This is a genomic window from Paenibacillus ihuae (assembly GCF_001368795.1).
Classification (GTDB): domain Bacteria; phylum Bacillota; class Bacilli; order Paenibacillales; family Paenibacillaceae; genus Paenibacillus_AQ; species Paenibacillus_AQ ihuae.
In genome coordinates this window covers 3,782,511-3,795,788 of sequence record NZ_LN831198.1, presented here as the reverse complement: position 1 = coordinate 3,795,788, position 13,278 = coordinate 3,782,511, and the positions used below count along the sequence as shown (strand labels likewise).

At 52.4% G+C, this 13,278-nt stretch carries 11 protein-coding genes and 1 pseudogene; 2 read left to right on the top strand and 10 right to left on the bottom strand.

The annotated features are described in order from the left end of the window. Window positions 1-143: 143 nt before the first annotated feature. Window positions 144-1,334: an IS256 family transposase gene (locus tag AQR02_RS17535; protein ID WP_054941583.1), complete on the bottom strand. Its 1,191-nt coding sequence runs from the start codon at window positions 1,332-1,334 to the stop codon at window positions 144-146. 293 nt (window positions 1,335-1,627) lie between these two features. On the opposite strand from AQR02_RS17535, the gene AQR02_RS17530 reads away from it, so the two are divergent. Together AQR02_RS17530 and AQR02_RS17525 are read left to right on the top strand one after the other, a co-directional pair. Further along, window positions 1,628-2,026, top strand: a complete 399-nt coding sequence (locus tag AQR02_RS17530) for an Rrf2 family transcriptional regulator (protein WP_054941582.1) — start codon at window positions 1,628-1,630, stop codon at window positions 2,024-2,026. A 95-nt stretch (window positions 2,027-2,121) separates the two neighbouring features. Continuing rightward, window positions 2,122-3,018 (top strand): class I SAM-dependent methyltransferase, encoded by an 897-nt coding sequence (locus AQR02_RS17525; RefSeq protein WP_054941581.1) that lies wholly within the window; start codon window positions 2,122-2,124, stop codon window positions 3,016-3,018. A 66-nt stretch (window positions 3,019-3,084) separates the two neighbouring features. Here AQR02_RS17525 and AQR02_RS17520 read toward each other — a convergent pair whose 3' ends face one another. From AQR02_RS17520 to AQR02_RS34490, 9 genes and pseudogenes are all read right to left on the bottom strand, one after another. Beyond that, window positions 3,085-3,618 (bottom strand): cupin domain-containing protein, encoded by a 534-nt coding sequence (locus AQR02_RS17520; protein WP_054941580.1) that lies wholly within the window; start codon window positions 3,616-3,618, stop codon window positions 3,085-3,087. A gap of 201 nt (window positions 3,619-3,819) precedes the next feature. Beyond that, entirely contained in the window at window positions 3,820-5,448 is a 1,629-nt protein-coding gene (locus tag AQR02_RS17515) for an MDR family MFS transporter (protein WP_054941579.1), read from the bottom strand. 24 nt (window positions 5,449-5,472) lie between these two features. Beyond that, window positions 5,473-5,901 carry a MarR family winged helix-turn-helix transcriptional regulator gene (locus AQR02_RS17510; protein ID WP_054941578.1) on the bottom strand — a complete coding sequence of 143 codons (429 nt, stop codon included), beginning with the start codon at window positions 5,899-5,901 and terminating at the stop codon, window positions 5,473-5,475. Between the two features lie 239 nt (window positions 5,902-6,140). Next, complete coding sequence (locus AQR02_RS17505) at window positions 6,141-8,126, bottom strand: NAD(+) synthase (protein WP_245237522.1); 1,986 nt, start codon at window positions 8,124-8,126, stop codon at window positions 6,141-6,143. 323 nt (window positions 8,127-8,449) lie between these two features. After that, window positions 8,450-9,361 (bottom strand): sugar phosphate isomerase/epimerase family protein, encoded by a 912-nt coding sequence (locus AQR02_RS17500; protein ID WP_342447461.1) that lies wholly within the window; start codon window positions 9,359-9,361, stop codon window positions 8,450-8,452. Window positions 9,362-9,684: 323 nt separating this feature from the next. Then, window positions 9,685-10,383 (bottom strand): rhamnogalacturonan acetylesterase, encoded by a 699-nt coding sequence (locus AQR02_RS34500; RefSeq protein ID WP_054941574.1) that lies wholly within the window; start codon window positions 10,381-10,383, stop codon window positions 9,685-9,687. Beyond that, on the bottom strand, window positions 10,383-11,147 hold the full coding sequence (locus tag AQR02_RS34495) for an alpha/beta hydrolase (protein ID WP_054941573.1): 765 nt from the start codon (window positions 11,145-11,147) through the stop codon (window positions 10,383-10,385). The genes AQR02_RS34500 and AQR02_RS34495 overlap by 1 nt, the downstream gene beginning before the upstream one ends. A 17-nt stretch (window positions 11,148-11,164) precedes the next feature. Beyond that, a complete protein-coding gene (uxaC, locus tag AQR02_RS17480; protein WP_054941572.1) occupies window positions 11,165-12,565 on the bottom strand; it encodes a glucuronate isomerase in 1,401 nt (466 codons plus the stop codon). Window positions 12,566-12,601: 36 nt separating this feature from the next. Then, window positions 12,602-13,278 (bottom strand): annotated as a pseudogene (locus AQR02_RS34490) (UxaA family hydrolase); the annotation flags it as partial.

Below are 13,278 nucleotides of genomic sequence, written 5' to 3'. Positions count from 1 at the left end.
GGTGAGTACGGTGAACAGGAAATGGTAGCGTCAAGAAGTTTGTGTAAGAGAGTAGAATGTAACTTCTCGGGTGTCCGTTAGTGAGTAGTGCAGATGTTCTTTGGGGCGGGGGAACCCCGCCCCAAAGAACAAGGGGAATTGGGCTACTTCTCTTGCCCTTCCCGCACCGGGTATCGCGCTTCAAACATCTCGTTCAGTTTCTTCTTTACCTCCAGATCCCCAAAGCCGCGAATGACCCGTTCGGCAAAACGTTCATTGTAGTCTATTACATCGAGGTAGACAATTTTCTCTGCCGCATCCATATTGGTGAGACTGTTCATCGGCTTCAGGCGTTTCCGAATTTCCTTGTTCATTCGTTCAATCGGATTGGACGTGTAGATGGCTTCCTTTATGAGCACGGGATACTTGTAAAAGGTCAACAGCGTTGGCAACTGTTCTTCCCAAGACCGCATTTCTTTCGGGTAGAGCTTGCCCCATTTGGCCTTCACCGTGTCAAACGCAGCACGGGCCAGATCGTGGTCTGCAGCCGTGTAGATGGTCTTCAGATCTTCAATGACTTCCGTTTTGTGCTGAACCCGAATTTTCGGAAAGGTCGAACGCACTTTGTGCACGATACAATGCTGCACATCCGCCATCGGATAGGTTTCACGGAACGCTGCATCCAGTCCCGGCAGTCCACCAAACACACCCAGCAAGACTTCCTGGACACCACGGTCGTAGAGATCTTTGAGCACCTCGCGCCAACCGTTTGCGCTCTCCTGGCCGCCTACGTAAAAGCCAAGGATCTGGCGGTGACCGTCTTCGTCGATCCCCATGGCGAAATAAACGACTTCTCCGCTCACGGTGCTACGCTTAAGCTTCACATATAAGCCGTCCAGGTAGATGACGGAGTAGCGTTTGTTTAACGGGCGTTTCTGCCACTGATGTATGTCGTCAAGTACCGTAGCTGTAATGTTGCTGACGGTCGTGGGAGAGTTGTGGCTGCCGAACATACTTTCAATGTACCGGGCCACATCTCGTGTTCCCATGCCACTTTTGTACATTTGGATGACAGCCTCCTCTAGCCACCCGTCCCGCCGCTGGTAGGGCTCAAACAGCTGAGTCTGGAACAGACCCTGACGGTCGCGAGGGACCTCTAACTCCTCAACATTGCCGTACTTGGTGTGCAGGTTTCGTGTGTAGTATCCGTTGCGACTGTTGTGGTTCCCGACTTCCTCACTGGCCATGAATTGCTGGATTTCTGCCTTCATAATGGACTCCAGATTGTCTTTTACAAATTGGGTGACAAGATTTTCATATAGATTATTTAACATGTTTTCGGGTAGAATAGTCATCGAGTAGGGTTCCTTTCTTGGTGGACTTCGACAATCCCGAGAATACCCTACTTTTTTATTGCCTGACTAGGCTCCAAATCTTGGTACACAACTTACTTTACGCCATCTGAGTGCCGCGTTTTCAGGGGAATTAGATGGATCTTTTCCCGTTAAGGTTGTTTATGTGATGGAAGCCTGATTAGCTGCGTTTGGCGTTCTTTAATCATATGGTTGCTCGTCTATGATTATAGAGCTTGCCTTTCATCTGAATAAAGGCTATTATAGACTAATAAAGTCTTTAATTGAGGTGGAAGATGAAGTACTCCAAAGCCACGAATTATGCGCTGCATACGATGCTTTTTCTGGTCGCTGCTTCTCCGGATAAGCCGGTGGGTGTTCAACAGCTGGCTGAACGGCAGGATGTTTCACCTACTTATCTGTCCAAGATTCTGACCAAGCTGGTGAAGGCTGGACTGATTCAGTCGGCTTCCGGGGCGAATGGCGGTTATCTGCTCAAACGGAAGAAGGACGATATTTCTTTTCTCGATATTATCCACGCGATTGAAGGGACGGCTTCATTGTTTGACTGCACGCTTAATCATTCCAGCGAATGTCTGATCCAGCAGGTGATGGTGGAAGCCGAGAACCGGATGGAAGACTATTTGCGGAATAAAAAAATTGCCGAACTTGCTGCACAAATAACGGTAGATTGATCATCGCCGTTATTTTTACGGCTTTATTATAGATATTATAAGTCTTTTAAGTCTCCGTAATTACAGGAGTATATCCCGCGAAAGGAATGATAAACATGAGTCAGGATTTATTTAATGTTCAGGTATGGGAGCAGGCATGGAAGGAGGACGCGAGAGCCCATGACAATCTGATGAAAAAGGCAGGCATTGACCCTACGCATTCTTTTGATCGTAAGGCGGAGAGCTTTAATGCAGAGGTATTCAGTGAAGGCGGAAGACACAGAGCTGAGCGGATTATCGGCTGGCTTGAAGGGCAGGGCGTCGATTTTGACGGCTTGTCTGTGCTGGATGTCGGCGCAGCTTCAGGCGGATTCAGTGTGCCGTTTGCCGAGCGTGGTGCAGAGGTTACAGCTGTTGAGCCGAATGCGCTGCTGGCCGGTTTATTGGAAGCTAATAAATCTAGGGTCAGCCCGGGGAAAATGGAAATCAGGCTGGTAGAAGAAGCCTTTGAAAATATTGATCTCGCGGACAAAGGCTGGGAGCAGGCCTTCGATCTCGTGTTTGTCTCGATGTGTCCGGCGGTCTATGACTGGGAGAGTGTGAAGCGGGTGATCAGCTGTGCCAGACAGTATTGCTACATCAGCTTTGCGGCAGGGGCCAGACAGCATAGTCTGCTGAATGAGGTGCTGCCGCTGCTGACCGGCAAGGAGACTAAGGTAGAATCCTCGGATATGGCTTATCTGCTACATCTGCTCTATTTGAACGATTACGCGTATGAATCGATTGTGACAAAGGAAATGAAGAGCACCGAGCTAACGGCAGACGAGGCCATCGAAGAGGTGCTGGAGCTGCTGAATCACCACAGGCTGGCTGCCGGCGGCAGCACCCGGCAAATCGTCACCGACTATGTGCACACCACGTATCCGGAAGGGACAGTAGTAGTGCAGCAGGGCGGACGCTTCGGCAAGGTGCTGATCCGGCTGCGGGATCAGAATATGTACAGCAGACATTAAGGCCGTCTGCTAAGGCGAGCGCTTTGCTGAAACCGGGCAAAGCGCTTGTGCTGTATCGACACGTAATCAGTCCGTTTCCCAGGCCTTCAGCAGCGGTCCCGCCTGGCCGTAGACGGGATCGTTTTCCGGCAGCGGCACCATGGCAATTTCCGGCAGCGCAGCTTCGAGGTCGTCGGATGTAGCCCGGCGGGTGTTGTAATCGGCTCCTCCGGGATAAGCACCGGCCACACAGAAGTCCTGCGTGGCGGTTAGGCGTTTGTGCGCCGTTCCTGCAGGCAGCACTAGCACATCTCCGGCCGACACCTGAACGGTTCGGCCGGAATCACCGCCAAGCTGCAGGCTGGCGCTGCCGGACATCACCCCAAGCACCTCATGCGCATTGCTGTGATAATGGTGATAGCTGAATACACCGTTCACCCAGCTGTTCAGCCAGCCGTTGCTGTTAAAGATCTGTTCTGCCTTTTCCGGTTTGTCCTGAAGTGCACCCAAATACAGAACCGCCGGAAGCTTCGGATTGTTCGGCAGCAAGCCGTCAGCCTTGAAATGTAAAGTCTCTATAGAACGGTCCGCTCCAGGCTGTGAAGATACGAAGAATGTCATGCACCGCACCCTCCTTCATAATAATTCTGGGATTATTGAATCTGCTGCAATTTGTCGGGAAGATGAATAGTTTTACCCGGATTGTTCCGGTTCTAACCATCATGAACCGGCATTTAGTAACTAAAAAGGGCAATCCCGCGGTCACAATGACCGGAGACTGCCCTTCTTAAATTGCTGTTGTTAATTAAGAATGCGTTATGCTTAAGCTTTTTTTACAGCCAGTTTGCTGGTATCTACGGCTTCTTCTGGCGCTTGACCTTCTGCCGGTGCTTTGTTAGAGGAACGCAGCGGAAGCTCCTTCAGGAAGAAGACGAGCGCGAAGGCAGCACACAGGACAATCGTACCGGTTAAGAATACAGTGGACAAGGTCTGGCCCAGTGCGTCACGGATGCTGTCAATCATCTGTGCGAAGAGCGGCTGGACATCAGCAGGAAGACTTGCTTGCGTCTGCTCCAGCAGCGGCTTGTTCATCAGCGCCTGCGGATTGGCGAAGGCTGTCAGCTGCTCGGCCATCTTGGGATCCAATGTGCTGAAATCCGGTGCGGAAGGTGACGTCAATGCTTCTTTTAGATGTTTGGTCAGATTGTTCGACATAACCGTACCCATTACTGCGATACCAATTGTACCGCCAAGGTTACGGAACAGCTGGGTAGAAGCCGTAACTGCACCGAGCTCAGTATGGGATACGGCATTTTGTGTAGCCAGGGAGAATACAGGCATCCCGAGACCAAGGCCAAGACCGAATACGATCATACTGAGGACAGCCATCGGCACATTGTTCATGAATACCATGATTGCCATCCCGGCAACCATGATCGGCACACCGATCAGTGCAAATCGTTTGTATTTGCCTTTCTTGGCAATCATCTGACCGGTTAAAGCACTGGCTACTACCATAACGATTGACATCGGCATGGTGACATAACCTGCATAAGTTGCGGAAATCCCCAGCACACCTTGCACGAAGAAGGAAAGGTAGATCATTGCCCCCATCATGCCGAAGTTCATCAGAAACCCGATCAGATTGGAGATAGTAACGACGCTATTTTTAAATAAATGAAGAGGGAGGATCGGATTCTTAGCTTTGGTCTCGGTGAAGATAAAGATGACAGCCGACACGACCGTTGCTGCCAGCAGGCCGAGAATCTGCGAAGAACCCCACTCGTATTCTGTACCCGCCCAGGAAAACGCCAGCAGGAGCGGCACAATCGTAGTTGTCATAAACAGAGAACCCAGGTAATCGATACTGGCCGACTCTCCGCGTTTTGCTTTTGGGAACAGGACAAGGATCATAGCGAACGCAACAAAACCAAGCGGCAGGAAGATCCAGAAGAGCCAGTGCCAGTCGAGATGATCAATCAGGTACCCGCCGAGTGTCGGTCCAAGTACGCTGGAGAAACCGAAGACCGCAGTCATCAGGCCCATCCATTTGCCGCGTTCACGCGGAGGGAACAGGTCGCCTACAGCTGTGAATGCGGTGGACTGGATAATACCTGCACCAATCCCTTGAATCCCGCGGTAAATAATAAATTGATACACATCATCAGAAGTACCTGTCAGAAAGGCGCCAACCATAAATAACAGAATCCCGGCCAGCAGGAACGGTTTGCGTCCGAACATATCGGAAAGTTTGCCGACAAGGACAGTAGCAATCGTCGAGGTAAGCAGATATATATTGATAGTCCAGGTATAGTAATCCATACCGTCGAGGATAGCGATAATGCGCGGCATCGCCGTGCTTGTAATCGTCTGGTTGATCGCGGCAAACAGCATAGCTGCCATAATGGCGATCATAATAGAAAGCTTGCGCTTGTCAGATAAATGTTCCATGGTTCTCTTCGTCACCGTCTCTTTTTAATTTTTATCAATTTCTTTAATCAATAGAGCAAAAATTCTTCTTAAATGATTCATGTCTTCTTCGGGCAGGATACTGAAATAGGAATGCATAACTTCCTTCTGCTTATCCTGCACCTCTTTGATGATGGATTTACCTTCAGCTGTGAGTGTGATTTTTACCGCCCGGCGGTCTCCTTCGGCGCGCTCTTTCTGAATATAAGCTTCAGCGAGCAGCTGATCCGTAATGCCGGTAACTGCGGCAGGAGTCAAATCAAGGGCAGCGGCTAGCTGTGATACCATCATGGGTCCTTCCTTCGACAAGACATGCAGCGCCTTGAACTGCGTCTGGCTTAAACGAAAGCCTTGTTTGTTCCATTCCTGGGCAACCCCCTTCAAGAAAGTCTTGAATAGCAAGGAGATTTCAAAATAATCATCCCGTTCTGTCAATTCTTCACCTCCATGGCTGCTTCCAGATACATAAATAGTTTATTAGATCAAAGTTCAGATATTAACCGAAAAATAATTAACTCATAAATAATTAATAACTTAATTATTAAAGCATGAAACAATATATCATCTGAGCAGAAATACGTCAAGGACCTAACTAATTTTTTTACGCACAAAAAAGCTGTCCCGTGCATCAGCATTATCTGACGCAAGGAACAGCTTTATTCCAGAAATAATATTTACAGGTTCTCCACTTCACGCAGCCATAGAGCGGCTGAAGCGTCGCTTGGCATACGCCAGTCGCCGCGCGGCGAGAGGCTTACGGTTCCGACCTTCGGGCCGTCCGGCAGGCAGGAGCGTTTGAACTGCTGGGTAAAGAAGCGGGAGATGAACACCTTGAGCCAGGCAACCAGCTGCTCTTTAGGGTAAGAGTCCCCAAAGGCATGCCGGGCGAGGTACAGCATTTTTGCCGGAGCAGCACCTGTCCGCAGCATATAGTAGAGGAAGAAATCATGCACAATGTACGGTCCCAGGATGTTCTCGGTCAGCTGGACAATTTCGCCTGTTGCCGACGGCGGCAGAAGCTCGGGGCTGATGCCTGTTTCAATGATGCTGTACAGCAGCTTGTTTACCGTCTCATCCGCTTCATGATCCGCGTACCACGCGACAACGTACTGGATCAGCGTTTTGGGGATTCCCGAGTTGACGCTGTACATAGACATATGATCACCGTTATAGGTACACCATCCGAGGGCGAGCTCTGACAGGTCGCCGGTACCGATGACGATGCCGCCGTTTTTATTGGCCAGATCCATCAGAATCTGCGTCCGTTCCCGCGCCTGTACATTCTCATAGGTCAAGTCATGGACATTCTTGTCATGGCCGATGTCCTCGAAATGCTGAAGACAGGCGGCTTTGATATCAACGACCTTGAGCGAGGCTCCGAGGGCTTTGATCAGTCCTACGGCATTGTCGTAGGTCCGGTTCGTCGTGCCGAAGCCCGGCATGGTTACGGCAAGCACATCGCTGGCCGGGCGGCCGAGGCGCTCCATGGCACGTACAGCGACAAGCAGTGCGAGCGTGGAATCGAGTCCGCCGGATATGCCGATGACAGCCTGTTTGGTGCCGATGTGGCGGATCCGCTTCATCAGGCCGGAGACCTGAATGGAGAGGATCTCCCGGCAGCGTTCGTCCCGCTGCTGCGGATTGCCGGGTACGAAAGGATTGACACCTACGGGGCGGCTCAGTTTCCTTTCACTGTGCTGTGTTGCAGGATCGGCGTACAGTATTTCACGGTAATTGCGTCTGCCCTTGCCGGCACGGAACGTACCCATCACAGAACGGGAGTACTGCAGCCGCGGTACATCAACATCGGCAGTGATCATCCGGCTCTCATGGGTGAACCGCTCGGATTCGGCCAGAGTCTGTCCGTTCTCGGCGATCAGCGAGTGTCCGCCGAAGACCACATCCGTTGTCGATTCGCCGGTATTGCTGCCGGCATAGACATATGCCGCCACGCAGGAGGCGGACTGGCTGGATACCAGCTGACGCCGGTAATCCGCTTTGCCGACCAGCTCGTTGCTGGCCGAAGGGTTGAACAGCAGCACCGCACCTGCCTGGGCCAGCAGGCTGCTTGGTGGAACAGGCACCCACAGATCCTCGCAGATCTCTATGCCAAAGGACAGGTTGCCGTCTGCTTCGTTCGCAAAGATCAGGTCGTTGCCGATCGGCACCGTATGATTTCCCAGGCGCAGCTCTGTAAGCTCCAGCTCCTCGGCTCCGGCGAACCAGCGTGGCTCGTAGAATTCGCTGTAGCCAGGGAGGCAAGTCTTGGGCACAATGCCCAGAATAGCTCCCTGCTGAATAACAGCAGCGCAGTTGAACAGCCGGCCCCGGACAGCGATGGGAAGCCCGGCAATGACGACCAGGCTTGATCCGGCTGTTGCGGCAGTGATCTCATACAGCGCCTGCAGGGCCGAATCCAGCAGCTTGGGCTGCAGAAACAGGTCTGCACATGTATATCCTGTGATACATAGCTCCGGCAGTACCAGATATTCCACCTGCTGCCCGTCCGCCTGCTTAATAACTTCAATAATTTGTGCTGCATTAAACTCGCAGTCAGCCACCCGCAGTTCAGGGGACGCGGCAGCGACACGAGCGAATCCGAAATTATGCATGGTTTCACCTATCCTTTGTATAATGACACTTGTAATAATTGTACCCATGATCTTGACTCACTAACATATGTAAGGGGAAAGCAGACGAATCAGCAGTGAACTGCTTGGTTTATTGGCCGGACCATTTCTATGCAAAATCAAATCACGTCCTCCTCAAAATAATCTGAAAGGGTCTGCAGCCATAGTATGCTTACCGGTATTATTTACTATTTTACATGAAAATCTTGAGGAACACATCGGTTGCAGGCCTTTCATTAAGGATAGACCAGGACGAGATGGAAATAGCACTGCGAAAGTTGGTCAGCACAAATAAGCACCTGTGCTTTCGCAGGTGCTTGGACTCTTTGATCAGGTGCGTAAACAGTCGCTGGCTATACTTCGTTATACAGCCGGTGCAGAAAATCCACGCTTTCCTGTATATACGGCTCCGTAGTGCTCTCCAGAAGCCCCTGAATATGCGGCCGTTTGTATTTCATATAATGAAGAATAGGTGCGAATTGCAGCTGACCCTGGCCGACGGGAACGATAACAATCCGGCCGTCTTCAACGGTTAAATCCTTCAGGTGGATGACAGCAATCCGGTCGCCCAGCAGTTCCAGCGCCTCGGCAATAACGGATTCCTGCTGCAAATAATTGTCCGGTGACATCAGATTCGCACAATCAAGGATAATCTGCAGATTATTGGAGGGTACGAGCTCCAGCAGCCGCTTGGTCAGCTGTGCGGTATGCAGGGGATGATTCTGTCCCGCTTCAATGCCTACCGTTACCCCGAAACGTTCCGCTTCGGCCACCATCGACTTTACCGAAGTGACCACCTCCTGAAAGGCTTCCTCGGTAAAATTGTCCGGGGTATAGCCTTTGCCTACACTGCCTGTTTCCGTCCCGACCAGACTGGCTCCGAAATCGCGGGCCAAGCGCAGATGGGTGCTGAAATCATCAAGCGCCTGGGCCCGCTGGGCTGGATCCGTGTCGACGATATTGACATAGCAGCCGAGCACGGCGATCCTTATACCGGCCTGACGGAAGCTTTCGCCGAAATAAGCAGCCGTACCCGGACTGAGCGAGGAGAGAGAAGGGACGCTTTCCGGGAAGGATTTCTGGACTGCAAACTGAATATGGCTGAACCGGTAGTGCTTCAGCTTACTGATCAGCTCCGGCAAGGAATGCCGGGGAAAATCATGGGCGCGGATGCCAAGATGCAGCGGAACGGTCATGGTACGGAGTCCCCCTTTTAATGATGCAAATTTGTTGACATGCGATTGTCCGGCACGAATGCGGTACATCGTTACCATTTGAATACCAGTTTCATAGTATTTCAGTTCATTGTAGTTCAGTTCATTTTAGATCAGTTCATAGTATTTCGGTTCATGGTATTCCAGTACATGGTTTTCCAGTTCCGTATCATTCTATTGCACTTTTTGCAGCAGATGCCTCTTAAATCAGCCGATTAACCGAACCTATTGCATTCTATACAGCAGATTTGCAGCAAACCAGTACTTATCAACAGAATACCGAGAATCTATTGCACGAAATACAGCAGATGGCGAGTTAGCGCAGAATAATGGGGTTTCTATTGTATGAAATGCAATCACAGGCTCAATCTATACTATGTATTCGCATTCAAATGTAGAAACGGATGCAACCCTGATAAGGATGAGGACTCTCTGATGGCCACGGCTACAAGCTCAGCAATCCGTTTGGCCCCTTCGGTACTGAAGTGAGTATCATCAGTGATACCGTCCCGGTAATTAGGATGCTGTCCGGGGGGCAGATGCATGAATAAATGCTGCGAGTCCTCGAAGCCGAGTGCCCGGTACAGCTGCTGGGAGGCAGCAAAAATATCGAGCAGCGGGGTTCCGGTCAGCTCCGCCACAGCACGCATGGCTGCAGGATAGGCTCCGACTGCCAGCGGATCGGGTTCACCCTCCGCAGTGAAGCGGCGGCGGCTGACTGAGGTCAGCAGGACAGGATGCCCGCCCCTGCTGCGGGCAGATTCGATATACTGCTGCAGATTCTGCTTGTACCCGGTATCAGGATCGGTGTACCGGGAAGGGTCCTCCTGCTTCTCGTCATTATGTCCGAACTGGATCAGCAGGAAGTCTCCGGGCCGAAGGTCCTGCATGATGTCCGCCAGGCGACCTTCTGCCAGAAACGACTTGGTGCTCCGCCCATTAATGGCGCGGTTGTCGATGATAACCTCCGGGCTGAAATGCTTCTGGAGATATTCACCCCACCCTGCCATCGGTTTTGCTTCCGCACTCTTTAAAGCGGCTGTAGAATCCCCGGCAATATATAATGTTGGCATCAAGCTTCCTCCTCTGTCACATAGTGATGTTTCTTTAACCAGGCGGCACAGAGCTGCAGCCATTGCCGACATTCCTCATTCCCGGCGGATAAGCCGAGTCCGTGGCGTCCTTCTTCAAAAATATGCAGCTCAAAAGGAATGCCGCTCTCAGATAATGCAGCGGCAAATTTCAGGCTGTTCTCCACCGGAACGCTGGCATCGTTCGCCGTAGCCCAAATGAAGGCGGGAGGTGTCCGGCTGTCAACCTGCCGGTCCGCCGAATAGGCAACGAGGCTTGCCCCCACGGGATTCGCCCCAAGCAGATTCAGGCGGCTTCCGGCATGGGCGTAGGGCTCCTCGAAGGTGATAACGGGATAGCCCAGCAGTAGCAGATCCGGCTTAGATTCCGCGGCTGTGGTGGCGGCAGTAATGGCCGCAAGATGCCCGCCTGCCGAGAAGCCGGCAAGACCAATCTGCCCTGTGCGGACGTTCCATTCCATCGGTGCTTCACGCACCCAGGCCAGCGCCTCCTCTACATCCTTGATCAGCAGAGACGGATCAATGTCCTGTGTCCGGTATTTCAGCACCCCGGCATGAATGCCGAGGCTGTTCAGCCACTGTGCTACCGGTTCCCCCTCATGCCGGGCCAGATGATGATAGCCTCCGCCGGGCAGAACGAGAATAAAAGGCCGCTCCTCCTGAACAGGGAGAGGATAGAGGGAGAGGATGGAGACGCCGGACTCCTCCGGCGCAGCTCCATCCCCTTCAAGGCATACCTGCAGCATGCTTGCTCCCCCTTTATTTATTCCGCAGACGGAAATCCGAAATAACCGGCGGCATTGTTATAGGAGATATCCCGGACCAGTTGTCCCAGCAGCTCCATGTCGTCTGGTGCTTCTCCGCGTTCAACGAGCTCTCCGATCAGGCCGCACAGCACCCGGCGGAAATATTCGTGCCGGGTGTAAGAGAGGAAGCTGCGGGAGTCGGTCAGCATGCCGACGAAGTTGCCCAGCAGGCTGTTGTCGGCAAGCAGGGTGAGCTGCTGGCGCATACCGCTGCGGGTATCGTTATACCACCAGCCGGAGCCGAGCTGCATTTTGCCTGCAGTATCCTTCTGATAACAGCCCATCAAAGCCAGCAGGGCTGGATAATCTCCCGGATTGAGCGAGTAGAGGATCGTCTTCGGCAATCCTGATCCGCATTCGGCACGGTCTAACAGCTTGGACAGGCTTTCGGTAATGGACAGGTCATTAATGCCGTCATAACCGGTATCCGGCCCCAGCTTCTGGAACATCGGCGTATTATTGTTACGGTACGCGTGGATATGCAGCTGCATGGTCCAGCCTTTATCATGATAGAAGCCGATGAGTGCGGTAAGCAGTTCCGTGCGGTAGAGGGTAATTTCCTCTAGAGACAGCTCAGCGCCTTCCAGTCTTTTGGCAAATACGGCCTGGGCTTCAGCGGCAGATCCGGCCCGGTAACGCAGTACATCCAGCGCATGGTCGGACAGGCGGCAGCCGTGGTAATGGAAGAAATCAACACGTGCGCGCAGCGTTTCAAGCAGTTCGGCATACGTGGTTACAGGCGTTCCGGCAGCCTCTTCCAGTGCATTCAGCCAAGCGGGGAACCCGGGAGCGTCAATGTTCAGCGCCTTGTCAGGACGGAAGGTAGGGAATACGCTGAAATCCTTCTCTGCTTCCTTCAGCAGCTTATGATATACAAGGGAATCCGCCGGATCATCGGTGGTGCAGATCGTTTTTACACGGGAGCTGCGGATCAGCCCCCGCCGTGTGAATTCCGGTTCAGCCAGCTTGCGGTTCACTTGCTCCCAGATGGCCGGGGCAGAATCCTCATTCAGCAGCTCTGATACACCGAAGAAGCGGCGCAGCTCCAGATGGGTCCAGCTGTATAGCGGGTTGCCGACAGCTTTGGGAAGGGTTCTGGCCCAGGCCAGGAACTTGTCGTAATCCGAAGCGTCTCCCGTAATATGGGATTCCGGAACGCCGTTCGCACGCATCAGCCGCCATTTGTAGTGATCGCCGTAGAGCCAGGCGGCAGTCAGGTTGGTAAACGGCTGATCCTCATAAATTTCCCGCGGATCGAGGTGGCAATGGTAATCGATGATCGGCATTGCTTTGGCGTGCTGATGAAAGAGCTGCCGTGCAGGTTCGGTGGTTAATAAAAAATCGTCGTTTAAAAACATGATGACGCTCCCTTTACATGGATTTAGGATAAGAGATTATAGCGTTACTCCGGTTTTGAAAATGGCCAGCTCGCGCACTTCGTTCTGCTCATTGCGTGTCTTTTGGCCGCTGGCAACGGCGATGATATAGTTGATGAATTCTTCGAGCACCTCGGCCATTGGCACTTCCAGCAGCGGGCCGGCGTTGAAGTCCATCCAGTGGCCTTTTTTGGCGAATAGCTCATTGTTGGTAGCAACCTTAACCGTAGGCACGAAGCTGCCGAACGGTGTACCCCGGCCGGTGGTGAACAGCACCAGCTGGCAGTCGGAGGCAGCCAGCGCAGAAGCGGCTACAAGGTCGTTGCCGGGTGCCTGCAACAGGCTGAGGCCTTTTTTACGCAGCTTCACGCCGTATTGCAGCACATCGACAACCGGAGAGGTCCCGGCCTTTTGGGTACAGCCTAGTGATTTATCCTCCAGGGTGCTAATGCCCCCGGCCTTGTTGCCCGGCGAAGGATTCTCGTACACCGGTTCACCGTAGGAGAGGAAGTACTGCTTGAAATTATTGATCAGGGAGACGATATCTTCATAGACCTCGCGGCTCTCTGCACGGGCCATCAGCATTTTCTCTGCACCGAACATTTCCGGTACTTCCGTCAATACCGAGGTGCCGCCCTGGGAGATGATGAAATCGGAGAAGGCACCCAGCAGCGGGTTGGCGGTAATGCCGGAGA